This window comes from Fructilactobacillus fructivorans, assembly GCF_000814735.1.
GTDB classification, from domain to species: Bacteria; Bacillota; Bacilli; order Lactobacillales; family Lactobacillaceae; genus Fructilactobacillus; species Fructilactobacillus fructivorans.
The window spans coordinates 149,613-171,457 of the sequence record NZ_JOJZ01000009.1; the positions used below are offsets into that span (position 1 = coordinate 149,613).

Sequence of the window (21,845 nt, forward strand, 5' to 3'; positions counted from 1 at the left end):
TCCTTAATTAATTGGCAAAATACTTTGGATAGATGTTAGTTAGAGATTATATCATTAATTAATAATTTTAAAACCATAAATTTAAAATAGTTCAAATTATTTATAAATATTAAACTATAATTTTTAGGAAGAAAATGCGAAATACAAGAGTTGATGAATAGTTTATAAGAATGGTTACTGGACTGGTGATTACCCTATTATTAAAAAATAAATACAACATAATTTACACCAAATAAGAACATATTATTAGTAATTTTGTGAAATTATGTTATGATTCTTTAAACAAATTTGAAAGGATGGTTCCAATTAGAAAGTGGTAATTAGTATAAAAATTCAATTTTAGATTCAAAGTAATGATTTTCAGGTATATCAATCAATAACACTAGATGAATTTTACTTTTCATCAAGAATTATGAAAGAAGAGAAATGCTATGCATATTATTTTACTAAGACACCCTGCAAAATTAGTTCATCTCGAATACGCAAACCTGGACAATGTTGTATTAATTTCACCAAAATCATTTAAAAAAGATAATGATGAGTTCTTTTATGAAAATCATAATCGTCCTAACGAAGTTTATGTTGACCAATGGAATCTAAAAAAACTTGTAACAGTTATGAGAGAGATATCACTTAAACATTCAATAGATAGTGTATCAACGCTTGCTGAAGAAGATATAGAAATGGTCGCCCTCCTTAGAGAATTTTTTTTGAATACTAAGTCTGCACTAATGACTGATTTCCTTTTCAGAGATAAGTACGTCATGAGAAGTTTTTTAAATGGTCTACTTGCACAACCTGATTTTAGTTTAATCGAATCGTAGGAAGATATTGATACTTTTGTAGACAGATCAGAGGCTGATTCTTTTATTATTAAGCATAAAGCAAAAGCTGGCGGCCTCGATGTGCATAAAATTAATCGCTCAGAAGTTAGTAATCTTCCAAATGATATTTATTCAGGCAACTACATTATTGAAGAATTTGTTAATGCTCCAGTAATGGTCACTTGTGATGGTTATACAATTGGAGATAAGATTTCGAGATTCTCAGTTCATGAATATGACAAGCAGCTTCTCCAATCCTTTTCTGAACCATACTTAATATTAAGAACTAGTCATTTTTATGAATCTAATCCACAAATTATTAATGATTTAAAAGCAGAATCTCAGAAAGCTTTAAAAACTTTATTACGTAATAAAAGTGGTGTTAACCCCTTTCATTTTGAATGGTTTGTATCTTCTGACGGAAAACCTATTTTTAATGAAGTTGGAAGAAGATTCGGTGGTGGAAATTTAACAACAATTATTGAGTCTGAATATGGAGTAAATTTATTAAAGGAATACTGGGAGTTAGAAACAAGTAATACTAACACTTTGACTAATATCAAACCAAAGGAAGATACTCCTAATAATCTAACAGCAACTTTTATGCCTTATAAAAAGAAGGGAAAAATTATTAGTCTCCCACAACAACAAGACTTTGATTGGACTTATGAAACAAGAATCCTATCAAAAATAGGTGATACTAGCAATGGTAAAACTACTATTGTTACCGATATTCCATTTATCTCAACAGTTCAAGCACAAACAGAAGATGAATTGCAACATAAAATTAAACGATTAATTAATTTATCTAAAAAAGTTGTTTATAAAAAAGTGGATAATAAGAAAAAATAGGTAATTGGCTTATGCAAGTATTTAAAAGCAACCCTTTATTTAGGATACTCACGATTTCACAATTTTTTGAATTAGTAGCCAGTTCCTTTTTTAAGATCGCCATCATTGTATTTGCAAGTGAGTTAACCAATAATTCACTAGCAACCACTATTGCCGTGTTAATGACTACAATTCCGGCCTTGTTACAGATCATTTTAGGATACTATGCTGATACACTGAAAAATCACTTTAGATTTTTATGTTATTCAAGAATTTTTCAAGCCGGTCTGTTTATTGGTATCTTTGCAGTATTATTTACCTTTGGTATTACTTGGATCACGTTTTTATTTACCATCATGGTGCTTTTCTTTTCTGATTTAATTGGTGGACTAAGTTCGTTAGTGACGTTACCAATGATTCAAGAAATTGTTGATCCTGATAAATTAGTAGAAGCACGTTCCTTACAGACGACCATGTCATCTTTAATTAATGCAATTGGGCAAGTGGTTGGTGTCAGTGCGCTTACTTTGATACATAATCAATTTGATGTTTTGTCACTGCTAATAGCTGGATTATTTGGTTTAAGTAGCGCAATTCTTCTGTTTAATAAAAAGCAGTTTAGCTCTATGACAACGGTTAAGTCTACTGATGTTACAGAAGAAAAGAATCCGTTGACTACGATTAAATCTAACTTACAAATTGCTTTAAAAATCCCATCAATGTTAACCATTATCCTATTATTTACAGTGATTAATATGTTTTCGGGAACAATTGTTGGACTACTAAATGTAACTTTGTTAAAGCACCATAGTATGATTATTCAAAATCTGGGTTTTACGATTTCCCTGGCAAATGGTGCTCTATCCATTGGAGTTGTTATTGGAGCAGCTTGTGCTGGGATGAAGTTGTTTAATTTGTTGAGTTTAAAGAAATTAGGTTCAATCTTGCTTCTATGTATTTCCATTTTCTCTGGACTTCTAATTATCCAGACTCCCTTTATCTACCAGATTGGATTGTTATTGATTGTTGGTTTAATGGAGGGTGTTTTGATTCCGAAAGTTGGAGCTTTTGTAATGCGAAGTGTAGGTTCTAATACGATCGGTCAAGTGACTGGAGCCATGAATACGTGTGTTACGGCCAGTATTCCGATCGGACAGCTCTTCTTCCTATCCATTTCTAATTACATTTCGAACACGCTTAGTTGGGTTTTGATGATCATAATTACTTTGATCTTTGCGTTGATTTTTGGCATAAAGTGGACAAATAGAAATGAAGTAGAAGAATAAAAAACGTTCCATAATTTTTAAATATAATTTAAAAATTATGGAACGTTTTTTATGGCTAAGTATTCAATATATTTAAGTTTACTTAATTAATGAATAACAACTTTATAAATATTTTAATCAATGAATTAACATGAAAATAGAAATAATCATTTTATAAAAATGAAATCACAAAAAATTACATTAGCAAAGATTTAAATATCTACAATGCAATAAGTCTTTCATAATAAAAAGTACTCCATAATTATGGAGTACTTCAAATTAACTACTGATATTTAATTAGTATTTATTGTCAGAAAGAATTTCAGCAATTGATTTTCCCATTCGTTTAATTCCTTCTTTAATTTGATCATCATTCATATTGGAAAAATTAAGACGGAATGTCCCTGGTTTTATGTCGCCAGCAAAAAAAGATGAACCAGGCACAAAGGCTACATTATTTCTAATACAAGCTTTAAACAACTCATTTGTATCACCTACGCCAGGAACTTCAACCCAGATGAACATTCCACCTTCAGGATTACTATGATTAACATTTTGAGGAAAATACTTGTCAATCTGTTTCACCATTAAGTTAGCCCGATGTTCATATACATGAGTGATGTCTTTAATATGCTTCTTAATATCTACATCAATCAAGAATTGAGAAACAATATATTGAGTTAAGTTATCCGTATGTAAATCGGCATTTTGTTTCAACATGACAAATTTGTTCATGAAACTTTTATCAGCTACAATCCATCCCATTCTTAAACCAGGTGCCAAAATTTTAGAAAATGAACTTAAATAGATGACGCCTCCGTCACGATCAAAATGCTTAAGAGGTGGTACATAATTGCCAGCATATCGAATAGCTCCATAAGGATCATCTTCTACTACTGGAATTTCTGCATCTTTAGCAATTTTAACTAATTTTTTGCGCCGATATTCTGTCATAGTTCTTCCAGTAGGATTTTGGAAATTAGGAATTGTATAAATGAATTTAGCTTCTGGATATTTTTTCACTAACTTTTCTAAGTCATCCGTCTTCATCCCATCATCATCCATTGAAACTCCAACGATATTAGCTCCATAAGAATTAAAAACGTCAATTGCAGCAAGATAAGTAGGGTCTTCAGTTATAACAACATCACCAGGATTTAACAACATTCTAGCAATTAAATCAATGGCTTGCTGGGAACCAGTTACAATCCCAACATTATCTAACTTAACTTCAACTTTTCTTTCTTTCATCAAATCGATAATTTGTTTTCTTAACTTCGAATAACCAATAGCCTCAGAATATTGTAAGACTACTTTGCCATACTTATCAAACACTTTGTCAGCAGCAGTTTTCATCTCTTCAACTGGAAATAATTCAGGAGCAGGAAGTCCACCACCAAAAGAAATTACTTTTGGGTTGGCAGCTGCCTTTAAGATTTCAGCAGTGGCATTATCGTTATTTTTAGGGACACTCTTTGTGTATCTAAATTTCATTTTATCTCTCCCTTACTTCTGATTATATTTTCGGATCTTCTAAGATAAACAAACTTCAGTATTAGTTACTTACCAGAATTAAAATCTTATTTTTTGTAATATAACTAGACCTATATTATATATTAATATGTTCAATTTCCACATATAATGGATTAAAGCCTGAAATTTCTAGAAATAACTTTCTGTACACACTTGTTACACTAATTACTACGTATTTATATATCATTAAATACAACAAAAAGCCCGTTAAGAAATTGATACAGTAAAAATTCGACTAGGACATTTTAAAGAGATGGTTACATCAAGTAAATTACCTCAACTAAACTAACATTGATTATCAATATATCCAATTGAGGTATAATAAATCTTTTATAATTAGATACAACTTTTGTCAATACTTACACAAAATGTCAGCTATCACATTAATACAAAAACATTATGTAATTCACAGCATTTATAAATTACTTTAGTAATTGTTAAAATTCCCTTCTTTTTTAATTGTTATGATTTAAACATGGATTAACTAGTAAGTCAACCAAAAAAGCACTTTTAATTCACTTCACTTTTTTCATGATCCAATCATTGGTTTGGTAGCCCACACCGTTGATTAAAATGCCATTTTGAATTACCTGATTTAGATGAAAACCAGCTCGTTTGGCAACCTGATTACTACGATCGTTGTCAACCACAGCTTTGATATGAATTTGATTCAAATGATAGTTATAAAATCCAATTTGACATATGGAAAGGACGGCTCGATGCACAATCCCATTTCCAGTGTACTGATTGCCAAGCCAGTATCCCATTTCACCCTGCTTTTGGTTAACATCAAACGAATTAAAACTAATCATCCCAGCAATATGATCCCGATAAATGATCAATAAGTTAACCGAATCTCCAGCACGATAATGTGCCAAGGCTTGTGTCAAAAACTGCTGCTCGGACTTTACTGATCTCATCGAATTAGCCCACGGCAACCACCTTGCGATCGTGGTACGGGAATTATTAACCAACTGATACAGGTGTCGGGCATCTCCCACTTGATCCGGAAGCCGTAATGAAATTTCTTGATCAACTTGATATGGAAACATCAATCTACCTCTACTTACCAGCCTTAGAAATGGAGCCGTTTAAGTCGTCGTACTCATAGCGACTCAGTTTCCCATTTTGCATGGCCACTCGCAACCGATCCACTTCCTTACCATGGTCGGTGTTAGTGAGATAATTGCTTTCGCCACGAATCGTGTTGTCATATTTAGCAGCCGTAAGTCCACGTTTTAAAACGGACTGGGTAAAGTCATAGACCCGACCGTACACAATGTTTTGGTAATTAAACTTTTGATTTCTAATCTGAAATTTAAGGGCGCCGTTGGGGACCCCACTCACAAAAGTCATGGTCTCAATCATGTTACGTGGGTAGGACCGGTGGGAAAAAGTTTGATTCTCATCTTGAAAAATAAGCAACTCGGTTTTCGTAATGATTAAAACGGATGTCTTGGTTTCACTTTTATCAACCAATAATCCCCTTACCCTTTCTTTAGGGAGGTTAGTCGTAAGATACTGATTGAATTGAGATCCAAGTGCCTTTTGCAGTCCATGAAATTTACTTAATTTGGCGTGCATTTCCCTCTACCTTTCTTTCTAGATCAAATGTGATTTTATCATCAAATCCATTATATCGCTTTTAAGAAATGAGCTAATGAATCTATACTGATCATGTTTGTTTTATTATCCTTAGTTACAATAGGGTTAATAAATAAAATTAATCCCCAAGGAGGACATCATGGAGATTGAACGACAACTTTTTAAGAACTTAAAACCAAATTTTACGAAACTACGAAATTTCGGCTTTAAATCGGTCAACGACCACTTGGAATACACAACCATCATCCCTCAAACCAATTTTTCGGTTTCCATCACCGTTGATCGGAACGGCCAAGTCGCTGGCAAAGTAATGGATAATGATTACCATGCGGAATACACCAACTTCCGGGCGGTTGATCCTCAGGGCGGCTTCGCTACTAACATTAAGAAAGCCTACGTTGCGATTCTAAAAAACATTGCGACCCACTGCTTTAACTACGATCCGGTGACAACCGGACAGGAATGGATCGTGCCAGCCAACCCCAAGTTCTTTGACCTTGAACGTGACTTTGCCAAACACACGACCATCATTTGGAAACAAACCACCCACATCCAAGTGGGCGATATAGTATACATCTACGTTACGTCTCCCGTTTCCGCCATTAAATACAAATGTGTGGCGGTAGCGGTCAACCTTCCGCATTACTATCATGACCAAAACATTACCATGCATTACGTCATGCGCTTACATCTGCTTACGAGGTACAAACCGACTGAATTCAACCTAGAGCAATTAAAACGCGCCGGAGTAAAAGCCGTCAGAGGTCCCCGTCACGTTCCAAAACCCTTGAGTAAGATGCTTAACCCTGAAAAAGAATAAAAGCCAGTCAATAAAAATTGACTGGCTTTTTCATTCGTAATTAATATTGAATGTCTTGGTTTTCCACGATCGATTGATATCCCATTTTCTCTAACCATTCTGGCAGACTCAAGTCCTCCATGATGTTCATGTCGACATCTGGGGTCAAAATGGAGCCGCCCGGCACCGCGTCAACTGGCATGGAAAAGTACGGTCCCACGGTAATGGCATTCCCAATTTCACCCGGCTTCATCATGACGTGAGCAAAACCGATCCATGAACTAGCAAACGAAGTGCTAGCGTCCTGTCCACACTGGGCAATGGAACGGGCGATGGCTTCCCGTCGATGATAAAGAAACTCGTTTAAGTCATCCTCATTTGGGGTATTCCATGTCCCCGCGTCTTCGATAAACATGGAAGAGTTATGAACGGGATCCTTCGCAATTGAGATCGCAATGGCCGACCAAACTCCATAGGCTTCACCCGGATTTAACGGACGATCCTCAAGTGGTCGTTCGGCCGTGACTCCCTTGTTCGCACAGACAATGAAACTGCCGGGTGCGGGATAATGGCGCCGATTATCAGCCGTCCCGAAAAACTCCACCAGTGAATCTTGCAGCGGCTTTCCGTCATAGATGGGAAGCTTGGAACCATCCCACTGGGTTTCATAAAAGAGTGGTTGTGCCTTATCAACGGCAGGATTTCTCAGTAAATCATATCCCAAAATGTGCCCCTGAACTCCGGTAAAGCTAGAAGCCGTCATCATGTTGATTTGACCGATGTAAGCATTCTTACATTCGGCTCGATCATAGGAAACAATGCCGTCCAGCATACTATCGTCCGTTTTTTCACGGGTTCCAGCATCAACCTTTAGTCCCGTGACGTAACCACCGCCAAGGTTACCAGGCTCCATGTATCCCCGCGAATATTTTTGATAGGGATTAATCGCAATTCGATCAATTCCCTCTTGATTTAAAATTTTGTCAATTTTAGCCATGTTTTACTCCCTAGATTTGGAAAAAAATTACGTTACTTGTTACCTACATTCATAATCGCCTAACTCAAAATCACTTTCAAGCATCAACACCTATCGAGGCCCAAATGACAGTGCTGAAAAGGCTTTGACCACCTCTTTTATTTTTAATAAAATATTTTATTAAAATTTATTTATAAAAAGAGTGACACAATGTCAGCATTAGGGTTAAAATAATGTTAAGATTTACACAATAATAGGTGTATGAAAGGAGATCCTGATAATGAAAAAAGTCTTAATACTAGGCGGTGGATTCGCTGGATTAAGGGCTTGTAAGCTTTTGGCTAAGAGTAAGGCCGATTTAGACATTACCTTAGTTAACAAAAATGCTTATCATTATGACTCTACCGGCCTTTATAAGGTCGCATCAGGAGATGAAGCACCAGAACGACTTATGTTTAGAATTACAGACATGATCAGTCCTAAGGTTCATTTCATAGAAGACGACGTTGTTAAAGTTAATGGTAAAGATAACACAGTTTCAACCAAAAAAAATGGTGATTTAAGTTACGACTACTTGTTCAATGCGTTAGGTTTTGAACCAGAAACGTTTGGCACGCCAGGTGCTGACGAGTTTGGTCTTCAAATCAGTGACATTGACAACTCAGCTGCCGATTACCAAAAGATTCAAACCACTTTAGACGAATACGATGAATTTAAAGATCCAAAACTCTTAAATATCGTCGTTGTTGGTGGTGGTTTTACCGGAATTGAACTCTTGGGTGACCTGGTTCACATGGTTCCCAAGTGGGCGAAAAAATACGGTTTTAAGAAGGAAGACTTCAAGATTACCTGTATCGCCCCTGGTTTTCTACCAATGTTCAACAAGAAGTTAGGCGACTATGCTCAACACTTCCTTGAAAAGAAGGGCGTTAAGTTCGTGATGGGTGACACGGTGTCAAAGATCACTGCCGATGGTGCTTACTATGGCAAGGATGATAAATTCATTCCATCACACTTAGTCTTCTGGACCGCTGGGGTCAAGGGATCCGACGTTATTCCCGCTTCACAGTATCCAGACGAACACAGAAACCGAGTTGCCGTTAATACCGACATGAGTCTTAACGACTTCCCTAACCAATACCTAATTGGTGATGTCTCAGCTGTTAAGGACGACAAAACGGGACGAATGTTCCCAACTACTGGTCAGATCTCGATCTACGAGGCTGACGTGGCAGTTAACGATTTTCTCAACAAATTAAACGGCAAGTCTGCCGTTAAATTCGACTACAAGTCAATGGGAACGGTTTGTTCCCTTGGACCTTATAGTGGAATTGCCGAAATCTACATGTTCGGTATGACATTTAAATTAAAGGGATGCATCGTTCCAATCTTTAAAAACATGATCTTCAAGAAGAATGGATTGGAACTTGGAAACATCCGGACCATGTTAGAAAGTTAAACTGATTTAAGGAGGAATTACTCACGATGCTTAATTTAGGTTTAAGTGTTTTGCCGCTAGCGCGGATTCAGTTCGCTGAAACCACGATTTTCCATTTCTTCTTCGTGCCCATGTCAATTGGACTGGCACTGATTGTAGCAATTATGGAAACCTTCTACGCGGTTACCAAAAAGCCAATCTACAAAACCATGACTAGATTTTGGAGTAAGATTTTCTTACTCAGTTTCGCAGTTGGTGTTGTAACTGGTTTAATTCAAGAATTCCAGTTCGGGATGAACTGGTCTGATTATTCAAGATTCATGGGTGACATTTTCGGTGCACCATTGGCCATCGAAGCTTTGTTAGCCTTCTTCTTGGAATCAACGTTTATCGGGGTTTGGATGTTTACCTGGGACAAATTAAAGCCCGGTTGGCACGCTCTGATGATCTGGTTGGTCTTCTTCGGATCTGCCATTTCAGCCCTCTGGATTTTAGCTGCCAACAGTTTCATGCAGCATCCAGTTGGTTACCGAATTGACCCCAAGACTGGTCACGCTTTAATGACTAGCTTTGCAGCCATTCTCACAAATAAACAACTCTGGTACGAATTCCCCCATGTTATTTTTGGAGCTTTAGTTACCGGTGGATTTATCGTTGCTGGTGCTTCTGCTTGGATGATCTTCAGAAAGAAATGGCCAGAATTCTTCAGAAAATCAATGCGAATTGGTTTGACAGTTGGATTAATTGCGGTCTGCGGTAGTTTCCTAACTGGAGACCAACAGATGCTTTACTTAAGCCATCAACAACCAATGAAGTTTGCCGCAGCTGAAGGTGAATTCCAAAACGTCAAGAGTCCTGCCGCATGGACGGCTGTTGAAATCGCTCATACCAATGAACACAAGGCTGACTTCAAGATTGAGATTCCATATGTAATGGACATCTTAACCTATCATAAGCTAAGTGGATCAGTAACTGGAATGAACGAAACCAACGCTAAACTCCACAAGAAGTGGAATAAGAAATTCGGAAAAGATATGAACTACTATCCACCAGTAAATACCCTCTTCTATTCATTTAGAATCATGGCATTTGGTGCCGTTGTCTTAGCCTTCCTTGCCATCTGTGGTCTTTGGTTCTCAAGGAAAAAGAAGAACACAATTGGCAAGCAGTGGTGGCTTACCCTACTACTGACGGTAGCGACATTTGGACCTTTCATCATCAACACATGTGGTTGGTTAGTTACTGAAAGAGGTCGTGATCCATGGGTTGTCTACGGATTACTTCCAATTGCCAAGGCGGTCTCACCAAGTACGACGGCTGCGTCCGTCCTCTTTACCATCATTATTTACTTCTTCTTATTTGCCACCTTGGGTGTCTTCATGTTTATGTACGCACGAAAAGCACTTTACAAGGGTCCTGAAGGTGTCGGCGACCACGAGAGTTACGACACTGAAGATCCATTTTCAAAGGAGGCCTTTGAGAAATGAGTTTATTACAACTTTTATGGTATTTTTTGATTGGATTATTGTTCGCACTGTTCCTAATTCTTGATGGAGCCGACTTTGGGGCCGGGATGTCAACTCGTTTTTTAGCCACTAACTACGATGAAGCGGCACTTGTCCTTCGAACGATCGGTCCGCACTGGAGTGGAAACGAAGTCTTCTTGGTTGCCGCTGGTGGTTCAATGTTCGCTGCCATGCCAATGTGGTATGCCTCATTGTTCTCAGGATTTTATCTCCTATTGTTCTTCATCTTGGTCGCTCTGATTTTTCGTGGAGTTTCATTTGAATTCTCCGAAAACGCAGAGACTAGAAAAGGACGAAACCGTTGGATGTGGGCGAACTTCTTCGGAAGTGTGTTCATTCCCTTCTTGTTCGGAATGCTCTTCACCGACATGATTCAACGGTTACCAATGGACGGTCAAGGTAACATTTACGTTTCCCTCCTAAACGTGATTAACCCACTATCAGTTCTTGGTGGAATCACGTTAACCGCTCTCTGTCTATACCAGGGTCTTCACTACATTGCCTTGCATACGGCTGGTTTGATCAGATATCACGCCTCAGCCATGGCTTCCAACCTATACTGGTTGGCATATCCAGTGGAAATCCTAGTTGTGATCGCATTATATTTCCAAACCAACTTCTTTGAGACACATTTGATCTCAACTGTAGTAATATTAGCATTAATCGTTGCTACAACAATTTGGGGTCAGATTACCAGTGCAACTGGTCACGAAGTACAGGCATACCTTGCTAGTACCAGCACCATTGCTCTACTAGTAATCCTGATCTTCGTTGGTTTATTCCCTAATCTACTAAATGCAGAAAATCCAGCTCACACGATTTCCATCGTGAATGCTTCTTCTTCACCATATACCCTAGTGGTTATGACCATTGTGGCATGTATCCTCCTACCAATCATTGCGATTTACTTCACCTGGAGTTACATTTCACAATTTCACCGTATCTCACTTAAGGATATGGAAGACACTAATTCTGGATACTAAAAAAATAAGGATTGATAAAACATGTTTGATAAACAACTTCTATCAATTCCTGGGGTCAAAAAATTAATTGCCAAGTTAAGTGTTCTAGCGGTCGTTCAATCAATCGCTATCATTCTTGAAGCTGTGTTTCTTTCACAGGCGATGGTACTTACTTGGGAACAAAAAAAGATAGCAGCGTTAACCATACCCGTGCTATCTTTTTTTGTTGCTTTCGCATTAAGATATCTGATCACAAGAATTGAAAATCAAATCACCGATAAATTTGCTAGTCAGGCAAGCAGTCAGCTAAAGGAACAACTCCTGCAAAAAGAATTTGAACTAGGACCAGCCATGGTCTCCAACATTGGCTCTGGTCACATGGTAACGCTTGCCCTTGAAGGCATTGACAAGGTAGAAAACTACCTCAATTTAATTTTGCAAAAAACCATCAACCTGGCCGTTATTCCGTGGATTATCCTAATTTACAGTTTCTTCGTGAACTGGTTATCTGCGGTCGTCATGCTGCTGGTCTTCCCGGTTATCATCCTGTTCATGGTCATCTTGGGCCTAGCAGCCCAAGCCAAATCAGACCGCCAATACTCCGGCTTTAAAGAAATGTCGAATAATTTTATCGACAGCATGCGGGGGTTAAAGACGCTGAAACTCTTCGGACTCAGTAAGAGGTACGGTGATAACATTTACCGGGTCAGTGAAAACTACCGTAAGAGCACGATGAGTGTGCTGAAAGTGGCATTACTGTCTACGTTTGCCCTCGATTTCTTCACGACGATGTCAATTGCCATTGTCGCCGTCTTACTAGGAGTTAAATTGATTAACGGAACGGTGACCTTGTTGCCCGCTCTGATCATCTTGATCCTATGTCCGGACTACTTCTTGCCCGTTCGGGACTACGGAAATGACTATCACGCGACCCTAGACGGTAAAAATGCCATGACCGACATTCACCACATTCTTGATTTGCCCAGTCCGACTAGTCAAATCAAGCTTCACGGCTTTAAGAACTGGACCGCTGACAGTACCCTTAAGGTCAGTGACTTAAACTTTAGTTACGACCAAAAAGAGGACAACATCTCCGACGCCAACTTTAATTTAAAGGGCTTCGTCAACGTTGGAATTGTCGGTCGCTCAGGATCAGGAAAGTCGACCTTGCTTAACTTACTTGGTGGTTGGCTCTCGCCGACTAACGAGAACGGTCATCTCCCGTTTGAAGTCAACGGTCAAAAAATTGACAGTTTGGCCCAACCCGAGTGGCAAAAACACATTAGTTACATTCCCCAGGATCCTTACATCTTTGCCGGAACAATTGCCCAAAACATTGCTTTCTACAAGCCCGACGCTGACATGGATGCCATTAACGCAGCCATTGAAAAAGCCGGCCTAGAGCGCTTTGTAAATAGTCTTCCCGACAAAGCAGCTACTAAGATCGGGGAGGGTGGTCGTGGTATCAGTGGTGGTCAGGCCCAACGAATTGCCCTAGCCCGCACACTACTTGATACTCAACGAACGATTCTCCTACTCGATGAACCGACCGCCCATTTGGACATTGAAACCGAGTATCAATTGAAACAAACCATGGTTCCCATTTTTAAGGACCATCTCGTTATCTTTGCCACTCATCGATTGCACTGGATGAACGAAATGGACTACATTTTGGTCATGGAAGATGGAAAAATCGTTGAACAAGGAACTCAGTCTGAACTGACCAAACAAAACGGGGCCTATAAACGATTAATTAGTGAGATTCGAGGTGATGACAATGCGTAAACTTCTTAAACACGATACGTGGATTAAACCGTATCTAACTAAGTACAAGGTCTTGTTGTTCTGGGTCTTCTTTCTGGGTGTTCTCACGTTTGGATGTGGAATCGGACTAATGTTCGTTGCCGGCTATCTAATTAGCCGTTCAGCAACCCATCCGTACAACATCCTGATCGTCTACGTGCCAGTCATCTTGACGCGAGCCTTTGGAATTGGACGACCGGTCTTCAAGTACCTCGAACGAATTAACAGTCATAACTGGGTATTAAAGGTGACGTCGGCTTTAAGAAAACGCCTCTATACTACCCTTGAATCATCGGCCATCTTTTTAAGTGAAAAGTTTCAAACGGGTGACCTGTTAGGTGTCCTGGCTGACGACATTGATCATCTAGAAAACCTGTATCTTCGGACCATTTTCCCCACCATCGTAGCCTACATCACTGGAATCGTGATCATCGTGGCCCTCGGAATCATCAGTTGGCCATACGCCATCTTTATGTTCGTAGCGTTCGCCATCGTCTTGTTCTTCGTTCCCCTCGCTTCGGTCGCAATGCGGGGTGCTTCCAAGGAGTACCAAAAGTCCCTTTTGCATCAGTCCTACGAGAACTTGACCGATTCTACCCTAGGAATTGCCGACTGGATGATTTCTGGAAGAGAAAAGGGCTTCATCAGCCACGTCCGCAAAAACGATCTCAAAATCGCTAAATCAAACGACAAAACTCACCTCTTTGAGTGGAACCGTGAATTCTTAATTAAGGTTGTCTTTGCGCTTATTATTATTGGGACCCTCTTGTGGTCGAACCTGTACTTCAAGGGCTCTCAAGAACTTGTCAACTACGCGGCTGCCTTCGTCATGGGAATCTTTCCTTTGATGGACGCCTTCGTGCCCGTCTCACAGGCCCTCGAAGAATGGCCCATGTATAGTGATTCGGTCGTTCATTTAAATCAACTTTCTGATGAAGAAAAACATCCGTACGTTACTGACGAAAAGTTGCCAACACCGGCTGAATTTCAGTCCATCAAGCTCGATCACGTAACTTTTCATTATCAGGACGATAAGAATGACATCATCAAGGACGTCTCCTTTAAGATTGATAAGCACCATAAACTGGCGATCATCGGACCCAGTGGAGTTGGTAAAACTACCCTACTACAACTACTAACCGGTGCGCTTATTCCAACCAGTGGACACGTACTCATCAACAACGTCGATGCCTACAAATTAGGCTCTAACAGTTACAAGTGGTTCAGTGTCCTGGATCAGAGTCCGTTTCTGTTCGATACCAGCGTCCTAAACAACGTCCGGATTGGAAACGAAACCGCGACGGATGAAGACGTCAAAAAAGCCATTAAGGCCGTGGGACTCTCAGACTACATCGAATCACTGCCTGAGGGATACGACACCAACGTAAAGGAAAACGGAATCCGATTCTCGGGTGGTCAACGGCAACGAATTGCGTTAGCCCGCATCTTGCTGCAGAATAATCCAATTGTTCTGCTAGACGAACCAACCGTGGGATTGGATCCCATCACCGAAAACAACCTGATTAAGACGATTAGTCGTGTTCTAAAGGACAAGACCGTCATCTGGGTTACCCATCATCTTCAGGGATTAGACGAAATGAACGAAGTCATCTTCTTGGAAAATGGCGTGATCAAGATGGAGGGAAATCCAAAAGAATTGTATAAAAATAACGCCCGTTACCGTAGGTTATACGCAATGGACGTTGGAGAGTAAAATTCGATTATTTGGATGACTGAAACAATTCAGAAATGATAGTTTTAAGAATGGCAGTACTTTCGGACTGCGGCAGCTTCGCAATGAGATGAAAAGCATCATCAAGATACTGGTCGTAAATCTGACGAGCCGCCTTCATTCCACCACTGTCACTTACAATTTCAACAATTTGTTTAAGATCAGCTTTATCAAGCTGGTCTTTTTTTAGGATCTTTTTTAGTTGGGGAGCATCTGCGGTCTTTAAAGCCTCAATTACTGGTAAAGTGTAGACACCCTCACTCGCGTCGTGAAGAGTGGGCTTCTCGGTCTCAACATCAGGCTCAAAGTCTAGGAGATCGTCTCTAATTTGAAACGCCATCCCAAAGTTTAAGCCAATCTTTTCGGCCACTTGAATGGTCGATTGGTCCGCTTGAGAAAGAATGGCCCCATCACCCATGGCTACCTTGAAGAGTTCTGCAGTCTTACCTTGAATGGAATCAAAGTAGTCCTGCTCACTACGATCCAGATCAAATTTACTGACGTCCTGAGCGAGTTCACCAAACAGAACGTCCTTCATACTCTCAACGTTATAGCGTAAATTATCAAAACTGGGTGCGTAGTCCAAGAGCATCTCAAAGTACTTGGTAAACAGGTAATCACCCAGGTAAATGGCTTCTCGCTGCCCAAATTGGGAGTTTAACGTGCTTTCTCCCCGTCTTAGGTCCGATTGATCGATCACATCATCGTGGACCAGAGAGGCCAAATGAATGACCTCAATGGAGGCGGCAGCTTTCAATAATTTCTGACGATCAACGGTCACTTTCCCAAAGTGACCTGAAATCAAAACGAGTGCCGCCCGCAACATCTTGCCGTTTCCAGTCACTAATTGTTCAATTCCTTGTTCAAAATTAGCTTCGGGAACCTGAATTTCATCAGTTATGATCGATTGAACCTGTTCCAGTTCTTTTTCAAGGTCTGGAAATTTATTCCAAATGGTAGTTTTCATATCTTTTCCCTTTTTTATGGTAACTTTACAATACTTTCATGGTACTATAATAATAACATTATCCTTAATAATAATAACATTAACAACAATTTTTGGAGGTAACGCAATGACTTGGAAATACTTTTATCAACTAACCGAAATGTACACTACTCCAGTAGATGTCTTACTCCTACTGTTCTGTGCCAGCTTTTCGTACTACTTTTACGGCTCCTTTAACTGGCTTTACGCCACGTGGGCCTTCTTCATCGTGTTTGGCATGCATCTCTTTTTAAACATACATAACAACTTAGAGGACTATGAGCACGCCACTGATGTTACTGATTACAAGCATAGTACCAGCATCATTGGGATGCATCACTTAAGCCTCAAAATGATCCGAAACTGGGTAATTGGAATGGGCGTTATCATCGCCATTTTAGGTTTAATCTTGGCCTACTTCACCGGCTGGCCCACGTTAGTCATTGGGGTGATTGGTTTTGGCCTTGGGGTTGCCTATTCTGCTGGTCCCCGTCCACTGGATTCCACTCCATTTTGTGAGCTCGCAACGGGCATGCTCATCATGTTCTTTGATCCACTGGTCTACGTCTACTTGGGAAGCATCAATCGTCATCCCTTCACGTGGGGCAGTGTCTGGGATGTCTTCTTGGGTACCATGTTCCTGTTCGTACTGGCCTACATTACCCAGTTAGCTAACAATACCTGTGACCTTCACCAAGACATTGGTAACCACCGTTACACCCTGGTGTATTACATCGGCAAATCAGACGCAATTAAATTATTTACAATCGTTTTCTGGCTGACAATCTTAATCATACCAATTTTATCCTACTTTGGATACGTCCCACTACTTTCTAATCTGACTATTTTAGCTTACCCGCTTGCATGGAAGAAGATTAAAGTTTTTCTAACCAACCAGAGTAAAAAAGAAGTTTACCATGATATTGTAGGTGGAGTGACGATGTTAATGGGAATCTATATCGTTACCTATATGATTGGAACTTTAATCAAATTCTTTCTTTAATAAATAATCAGCAAGAGGAGGCTGTATCATGACCTGGAAATATTTTTATGAACTGACCGAGATTTACACTACCCCACTTGATGTCACCTGGCTCATCCTAGCGGCTAGTTTTTCGTACTATTACTATGGTTCGTTTAACTGGCTTTACGCCATCTTTGCCTTCGTGATTGTGATTGCTCTGCACCTCTTTTTGAACATGCAAAACAACCTGGAAGACTACGAACACGCGACCGACAAAACGGACTATAAGCACAGTACCAGTACCATCGGCAGTAACCACCTTAGTCTGTCAATGATCAGACACTGGCTCCTTGGATTCGGTACTTTCATCGTAATTGCGGGACTAATCCTCAGTTACTTCACTGGTTGGCCTACGTTGGTCATTGGGGTGATCGGCTTCATCCTAGGTCTGGCTTACTCGGCTGGTCCCAAGCCACTAGACGCCACCCCGTTCTGTGAACTTGCCGTTGCCTCATTGATTCCGTTTTTTGTTCCTTTGATTTATATGTACATGGGAAGTATCCACCGCTGGAACTTCACCCTGCAGAGTGTGCTCGATGCCTTCTTGGTTACCCTGTTACCGTTCATTTTATTCTTCATCATTCAGCTGGCCAACGACACCTGTGATCTAGAACAAGACATTGGAAATAATCGGCACACCTTGGTTGATTACATCGGCAAACAGAATTCAATCCGAGTATTTGATTGGATATACTGGCTTTCAATCTTGGTTATCCCCATCCTCTCACTGGTAGTTGGAATTGTGCCCTACTTCGCCCTTGTAACCATTCTGATTTATCCGTACGTTTGGTCGAAAGTGAAGGTGTTCAACACCAACCAGGACAAAGAGGAGATCTACAACGTCATCGTTATGAACATTTCGTTAATTGTGATGCTGTATATCCTGACATACATGGTTGGAACTGTCCTTACTTATCTATTTAAATAAATTAAAAGCATCTCAGATAAAAATTCTGGGATGCTTTTTTCGTATTTATGATTGAAGCTGCTAGTTCACATAATGAGCCAATTGATTCAGCAACTTATTCTGGTATTCATCATACAAGCTTCGTAAGGGATGCAGATGATCATTTCTTATTAACCAGGGCTTATCAAAATTAGTGTAGTGAATGATGACGGGTTGCTCAAGTGCTTCCTGTTGCGATCTCCGTCCTGATTCAGTGCCACTTTTTCGGTACTTCCCTTTCACCAGATTACTCTGAACGTTGTACTTAGACGGCAGGGACTGCCAGTCCCCATTAAAGATGGCATTGAGAGCGTCTTGATCCTGGAAGCGCAGAATTTCAGGATGATCATTAGCGAGGTTTCGTGCCCTTTGCGAAATTCCCTGTTCCTTCCATTTTTTAGTGTCAATGAGGAGAAGCCCGGCGTTAAAGTAACGGCCAGGTTTCTCACTTACACCCATCTCACGCAGCCGATCCAAGTAACCGGCATTTTCAACGGCACCAATAACTTTACCACCAAGGTCAGCCTGCCATAGTCCAGTGATATCGCCATCACAGATCATGTCAGCGTCGAGGTATAGAATTCGAGGTCGTTTAATCTCTTCGGGAATATCAATCCGATAATAAGTGTTTCGTTTGATCACACTGTTAGGTGCGTCCGTATTGGCCTGTTGATAACGCTCTTCATGAGGATCTAGAAACTTAACCAAGCGACAATTTTCAAATATTCTTTGCAGGCTCATCATCAAGTTTTTATTGGACCGCTTCAGATGATCATTTACGACAAAAAATTCAAAGTCAGTATGCGGATTATTACATAAGAGTGACGTGTAATTAATGACTAGTGGAATGGCCATGTTGTTGTCGGTGGTCGAGGCAATCGTAATCGGATCGCCCACACCGTTTAATTTTTTCACTAGGCCCAATCTCCATCACGAAAGACCGGAACCACCGTGCCATCAGCCTTCACACCGTCAATGTTCATGTCATCAGAGCCCATCATGAAGTCAACGTGTTCCTGACTGCTATTTAAGCCAGCCTGATCCAGCTCAACTGGACTCATTTCGGTTCCGCCAACCACGCTAAACGGGTAGGCTGCACCAAGCGCCATGTGGTCGCTCGCATTTTCATCATACAAAGTGTTGTAGAAAATAATCCCAGACTGAGAAATCGGACTCGGATCAGGAACCAAAGAAACCTCTCCTAGAGATCGAACCCCGGGATCCGTCTGCAGCAAGTGATCCAGCGTTTTTTGTCCTTTTTTAGCGGTGGCTTTGACAACCTGACCATCTTTAAAGGTAAATTCCATGCCTTCAATCAGGGTTCCAGCATAGCTTAGCGGTTTCGTGGAAGTGACATGACCATTAATTCGGCGTTTGTCAGGAGCGGTAAAGACCTCTTCGGTTGGCATATTTGGCATAAATGAAATTCCGTCAGCACTAGTGCTACCCGCACCAACCCACACATGGTTCTTAGGAAGTCCAACTTCCATGTCAGTCCGTGGTGAATGGTACTGGAGGGTGTCAAATTGTTGTTCGTTTAACCAGGCCGCTTTGCTTTCTAACTGGTCCTTGTGTTCTTTCCAAGCTTGAATCGGATCATCATTATCAACTCGTGCCGTCTTGAAGATTTCTCGCCATAACTTATCAACGGCTTCATCGTCAGATAAGTCAGGGAAAACTTGTTTCGCCCAAGCGGTATCAGCGGCACCAACAACCGTCCAAGTCAGATCATTGTTCTGGGTAGCAACCCGCACCGCGTTAGTGGCTTTCCCCATGGCAGCAGAGTTTGTGGCGACTCGTTTCGGGTTGATCTTAGCAAAGGCTGCGGGATCTTCAGAAAGCACCGAGATTCGAGCAGCGTGTTTGTCTACAATATATTGGGATTCGTCGACTAAGTATTGAGGGACATTGGCTAGTCGCTCTTCACTAGCGTGTTCCAGAAATTGTTGGGAAACAAAGGTGTCATCCCACTTCACCATCACATCGGCGGCTCCAGCCTGATAAGCTTCTTTCACAATCATGTGGGCAAACTCCGGTTGTCGATCAGAAATGTACAAGACGACGGTTTGACCAGGCTGCACATTCACACCGACCTTTACAATTAATTCAGCATACTTTTTTAAATTGGCGTTTAATTCTTCCTTATTCATGTAACCACCCTTTCTTAGTTCGTTTTTCTTGTTGCGTCCATTTTATTAATTTTGATTTCTAATTACAATTAATAAGTATAATCCATTGAAATCAAAATTTAACTTACAGAAGGTTAGTGCCGCAAACTCGGCTTTTCCTCCTATTTGACTTCACAATCCCTGCCAAAAAAATTGGAGAGAGGGCGTCACACCGTGCTAAAATGGAAGATATTACTTATCGAAAATGGAGGGATCGACGTGTCAAAAGCGGCCAAACGAGCAATTTTCATCCTGATTATTGCGAACTTTATCATATGTCTAGGGATGAGTCTGGTGATTCCAGTTGAGCCCTTTATTAAGAACGAATATCACCTAACAACCGCTCAAATGGGAACAATGACATCATTATATGCTTTAGCTCAGTTTATCGGTTCACCAATCGTCGGACGGGTTTCTGACAAAATAGGTCGAGCACCAATTTTAGCTGGTGGCTTGATACTGTATTCAGTATCAGAGGTAATGTTTGCTGCATCGAACACGCTCTTGCTGTTCGATGTTTCGCGACTGATCGGCGGAATTTCCGCCGCCATGGTCGTTCCGACGTCAATGGCAATGGCCGCTGACCTCTCATCATCTGAACAACGAGCCAAGGTAATTGGACTCCTTTCGGCGGCCTTCAGTGGTGGATTAATAATTGGACCCGGAATCGGAGGAGCCCTCGCCAAGTTTGGCTACAAGACGCCATTTTGGTTCGCAGGTGCCCTCGGGATCATCGCCGTCATCTTCTTCGTGGTGGGATTACCAAAACATATCAAACAAACTGGTAGTTCTAACGCAGTAATGGAGGAAGTTCACATCACCGAGAAAGGACTCAAATCCATCTTAAACGGTGCCATGGTCGCACTCTTTGCCATGATCTTAATTTCATCCTTTGGACTGCAGGGATTTGAAAGTATTTATACAATCTATGTCAACCAGGTCTTTCACTTTACCCTGGATAACATAGCCATTGTATTAATCATCAACGGAATGATCTCATTAGTTCTGCAGGTGGTCTTCTTCGATTGGCTGGTGAGAATGCGCGGTGAACTGGGTCTGATTCGGGACTGTTTCATATTGAGTTCGATCTGTATCGTTTGGATTCTGTTCGCCCACACTAAGATTGAAGTCATCATCGCAACGCTAGTCGTATTCTGTGCGTTCGATGTATTGCGTCCAGCTATTACGACGTTATTAACCCGTTTTGGCAAAAACAACCAAGGATTAATTAACGGCCTTAACATGTCACTGACCAGCGTTGGTAATATCATCGGACCCATCTTTTCAGGAATTTTAATGGACATCAATCCACACTATCCCTACTCCATCGTAGCCATTATTTTACTGTTCTCTGCGTTCATAACATTTGTAGTTCGTTACGAAATGCGTCACACTAAGGGCGTCAAAAGTGATGAATAGAAACAGGAG

At 40.5% G+C, this 21,845-nt stretch carries 19 protein-coding genes; 12 read left to right on the forward strand and 7 right to left on the reverse strand.

What is annotated here, in order from left to right; translation table 11 throughout:
• The first annotated feature begins 431 nt into the window (after positions 1-431).
• The 3 genes from LfDm3_RS01360 to LfDm3_RS01370 all read left to right on the forward strand — a co-directional run bounded on the left by LfDm3_RS01360 (position 432) and on the right by LfDm3_RS01370 (position 2,941).
• Complete coding sequence (locus LfDm3_RS01360) at positions 432-824, forward strand: hypothetical protein (protein ID WP_039143370.1); 393 nt, start codon at positions 432-434, stop codon at positions 822-824.
• Positions 825-905: 81 nt separating this feature from the next.
• Positions 906-1,676 carry a hypothetical protein gene (locus LfDm3_RS01365; protein ID WP_039143374.1) on the forward strand — a complete coding sequence of 257 codons (771 nt, stop codon included), beginning with the start codon at positions 906-908 and terminating at the stop codon, positions 1,674-1,676.
• 11 nt (positions 1,677-1,687) lie between these two features.
• Entirely contained in the window at positions 1,688-2,941 is a 1,254-nt protein-coding gene (locus LfDm3_RS01370; protein ID WP_039143377.1) for an MFS transporter, read from the forward strand.
• 276 nt (positions 2,942-3,217) lie between these two features.
• On the opposite strand, the gene LfDm3_RS01375 is transcribed toward LfDm3_RS01370, so the two are convergent.
• The 3 genes from LfDm3_RS01375 to hdcB form a co-directional block, all read right to left on the reverse strand.
• Positions 3,218-4,414 (reverse strand): aminotransferase-like domain-containing protein, encoded by a 1,197-nt coding sequence (locus LfDm3_RS01375; RefSeq protein ID WP_039143380.1) that lies wholly within the window; start codon positions 4,412-4,414, stop codon positions 3,218-3,220.
• A 554-nt stretch (positions 4,415-4,968) separates the two neighbouring features.
• Positions 4,969-5,505, reverse strand: coding sequence for a GNAT family N-acetyltransferase (locus tag LfDm3_RS01380; protein WP_039143383.1), 537 nt, complete (start codon positions 5,503-5,505; stop codon positions 4,969-4,971).
• Positions 5,506-5,515: 10 nt separating this feature from the next.
• Entirely contained in the window at positions 5,516-6,037 is a 522-nt protein-coding gene (gene hdcB / locus LfDm3_RS06665) for a histidine decarboxylase maturation protein HdcB (protein ID WP_052236555.1), read from the reverse strand.
• A 160-nt stretch (positions 6,038-6,197) separates the two neighbouring features.
• On the opposite strand from hdcB, the gene LfDm3_RS01390 reads away from it, so the two are divergent.
• Complete coding sequence (locus LfDm3_RS01390) at positions 6,198-6,878, forward strand: hypothetical protein (RefSeq protein ID WP_039143386.1); 681 nt, start codon at positions 6,198-6,200, stop codon at positions 6,876-6,878.
• Between the two features lie 40 nt (positions 6,879-6,918).
• Here LfDm3_RS01390 and hdcA read toward each other — a convergent pair whose 3' ends face one another.
• Entirely contained in the window at positions 6,919-7,854 is a 936-nt protein-coding gene (gene hdcA / locus LfDm3_RS01395; RefSeq protein WP_039143388.1) for a histidine decarboxylase, pyruvoyl type, read from the reverse strand.
• Between the two features lie 259 nt (positions 7,855-8,113).
• On the opposite strand from hdcA, the gene LfDm3_RS01400 reads away from it, so the two are divergent.
• The 5 genes from LfDm3_RS01400 to cydC are packed head-to-tail and all read left to right on the forward strand — an operon-like array spanning position 8,114 to position 15,276.
• On the forward strand, positions 8,114-9,292 hold the full coding sequence (locus LfDm3_RS01400) for an NAD(P)/FAD-dependent oxidoreductase (RefSeq protein WP_039143390.1): 1,179 nt from the start codon (positions 8,114-8,116) through the stop codon (positions 9,290-9,292).
• Between the two features lie 26 nt (positions 9,293-9,318).
• Positions 9,319-10,758 carry a cytochrome ubiquinol oxidase subunit I gene (locus tag LfDm3_RS01405; RefSeq protein WP_039143392.1) on the forward strand — a complete coding sequence of 480 codons (1,440 nt, stop codon included), beginning with the start codon at positions 9,319-9,321 and terminating at the stop codon, positions 10,756-10,758.
• Positions 10,755-11,780 (forward strand): cytochrome d ubiquinol oxidase subunit II, encoded by a 1,026-nt coding sequence (gene cydB / locus LfDm3_RS01410; protein ID WP_039143395.1) that lies wholly within the window; start codon positions 10,755-10,757, stop codon positions 11,778-11,780. Before LfDm3_RS01405 ends, cydB begins: the two co-directional genes overlap by 4 nt.
• A gap of 21 nt (positions 11,781-11,801) precedes the next feature.
• A complete protein-coding gene (gene cydD / locus LfDm3_RS01415; protein ID WP_039143398.1) occupies positions 11,802-13,544 on the forward strand; it encodes a thiol reductant ABC exporter subunit CydD in 1,743 nt (580 codons plus the stop codon).
• Positions 13,537-15,276: a thiol reductant ABC exporter subunit CydC gene (cydC, locus tag LfDm3_RS01420; protein ID WP_039143401.1), complete on the forward strand. Its 1,740-nt coding sequence runs from the start codon at positions 13,537-13,539 to the stop codon at positions 15,274-15,276. Before cydD ends, cydC begins: the two co-directional genes overlap by 8 nt.
• A 7-nt stretch (positions 15,277-15,283) precedes the next feature.
• Here cydC and LfDm3_RS01425 read toward each other — a convergent pair whose 3' ends face one another.
• Entirely contained in the window at positions 15,284-16,261 is a 978-nt protein-coding gene (locus LfDm3_RS01425; protein ID WP_039143403.1) for a polyprenyl synthetase family protein, read from the reverse strand.
• Between the two features lie 106 nt (positions 16,262-16,367).
• Between LfDm3_RS01425 and LfDm3_RS01430 the strand changes: the two genes are divergently transcribed.
• The gene (locus tag LfDm3_RS01430) at positions 16,368-17,282 is read left to right on the forward strand and encodes a prenyltransferase (RefSeq protein WP_039143406.1); all 915 of its coding nucleotides are present in this window, start codon (positions 16,368-16,370) and stop codon (positions 17,280-17,282) included.
• Between the two features lie 28 nt (positions 17,283-17,310).
• On the forward strand, positions 17,311-18,231 hold the full coding sequence (locus LfDm3_RS01435; protein WP_039143409.1) for a prenyltransferase: 921 nt from the start codon (positions 17,311-17,313) through the stop codon (positions 18,229-18,231).
• A gap of 60 nt (positions 18,232-18,291) precedes the next feature.
• Here LfDm3_RS01435 and LfDm3_RS01440 read toward each other — a convergent pair whose 3' ends face one another.
• Complete coding sequence (locus tag LfDm3_RS01440) at positions 18,292-19,164, reverse strand: glycosyltransferase family 8 protein (protein ID WP_052236556.1); 873 nt, start codon at positions 19,162-19,164, stop codon at positions 18,292-18,294.
• On the reverse strand, positions 19,164-20,399 hold the full coding sequence (locus LfDm3_RS01445) for an aminopeptidase (RefSeq protein WP_039143413.1): 1,236 nt from the start codon (positions 20,397-20,399) through the stop codon (positions 19,164-19,166). The genes LfDm3_RS01440 and LfDm3_RS01445 overlap by 1 nt, the downstream gene beginning before the upstream one ends.
• Before the next feature lie 237 nt (positions 20,400-20,636).
• Between LfDm3_RS01445 and LfDm3_RS01450 the strand changes: the two genes are divergently transcribed.
• The gene (locus tag LfDm3_RS01450) at positions 20,637-21,836 is read left to right on the forward strand and encodes an MFS transporter (protein ID WP_039143416.1); all 1,200 of its coding nucleotides are present in this window, start codon (positions 20,637-20,639) and stop codon (positions 21,834-21,836) included.
• The last annotated feature ends 9 nt before the right edge of the window (positions 21,837-21,845 follow it).

What these genes read in the sequence shown, in the direction of transcription:
- LfDm3_RS01360 (WP_039143370.1), top strand. Translation starts at nt 432, where the DNA reads ATGCATATTATTTTACTAAGACACCCTGCAAAATTAGTTCATCTCGAA.
- LfDm3_RS01370 (WP_039143377.1), top strand. Translation starts at nt 1,688, where the DNA reads ATGCAAGTATTTAAAAGCAACCCTTTATTTAGGATACTCACGATTTCA.
- LfDm3_RS01375 (WP_039143380.1), bottom strand. Translation starts at nt 4,414, where the DNA reads ATGAAATTTAGATACACAAAGAGTGTCCCTAAAAATAACGATAATGCC.
- LfDm3_RS01380 (WP_039143383.1), bottom strand. Translation starts at nt 5,505, where the DNA reads ATGTTTCCATATCAAGTTGATCAAGAAATTTCATTACGGCTTCCGGAT.
- hdcB (WP_052236555.1), bottom strand. Translation starts at nt 6,037, where the DNA reads ATGCACGCCAAATTAAGTAAATTTCATGGACTGCAAAAGGCACTTGGA.
- LfDm3_RS01390 (WP_039143386.1), top strand. Translation starts at nt 6,198, where the DNA reads ATGGAGATTGAACGACAACTTTTTAAGAACTTAAAACCAAATTTTACG.
- hdcA (WP_039143388.1), bottom strand. Translation starts at nt 7,854, where the DNA reads ATGGCTAAAATTGACAAAATTTTAAATCAAGAGGGAATTGATCGAATT.
- LfDm3_RS01400 (WP_039143390.1), top strand. Translation starts at nt 8,114, where the DNA reads ATGAAAAAAGTCTTAATACTAGGCGGTGGATTCGCTGGATTAAGGGCT.
- LfDm3_RS01405 (WP_039143392.1), top strand. Translation starts at nt 9,319, where the DNA reads ATGCTTAATTTAGGTTTAAGTGTTTTGCCGCTAGCGCGGATTCAGTTC.
- cydB (WP_039143395.1), top strand. Translation starts at nt 10,755, where the DNA reads ATGAGTTTATTACAACTTTTATGGTATTTTTTGATTGGATTATTGTTC.
- cydD (WP_039143398.1), top strand. Translation starts at nt 11,802, where the DNA reads ATGTTTGATAAACAACTTCTATCAATTCCTGGGGTCAAAAAATTAATT.
- cydC (WP_039143401.1), top strand. Translation starts at nt 13,537, where the DNA reads ATGCGTAAACTTCTTAAACACGATACGTGGATTAAACCGTATCTAACT.
- LfDm3_RS01425 (WP_039143403.1), bottom strand. Translation starts at nt 16,261, where the DNA reads ATGAAAACTACCATTTGGAATAAATTTCCAGACCTTGAAAAAGAACTG.
- LfDm3_RS01430 (WP_039143406.1), top strand. Translation starts at nt 16,368, where the DNA reads ATGACTTGGAAATACTTTTATCAACTAACCGAAATGTACACTACTCCA.
- LfDm3_RS01435 (WP_039143409.1), top strand. Translation starts at nt 17,311, where the DNA reads ATGACCTGGAAATATTTTTATGAACTGACCGAGATTTACACTACCCCA.
- LfDm3_RS01445 (WP_039143413.1), bottom strand. Translation starts at nt 20,399, where the DNA reads ATGAATAAGGAAGAATTAAACGCCAATTTAAAAAAGTATGCTGAATTA.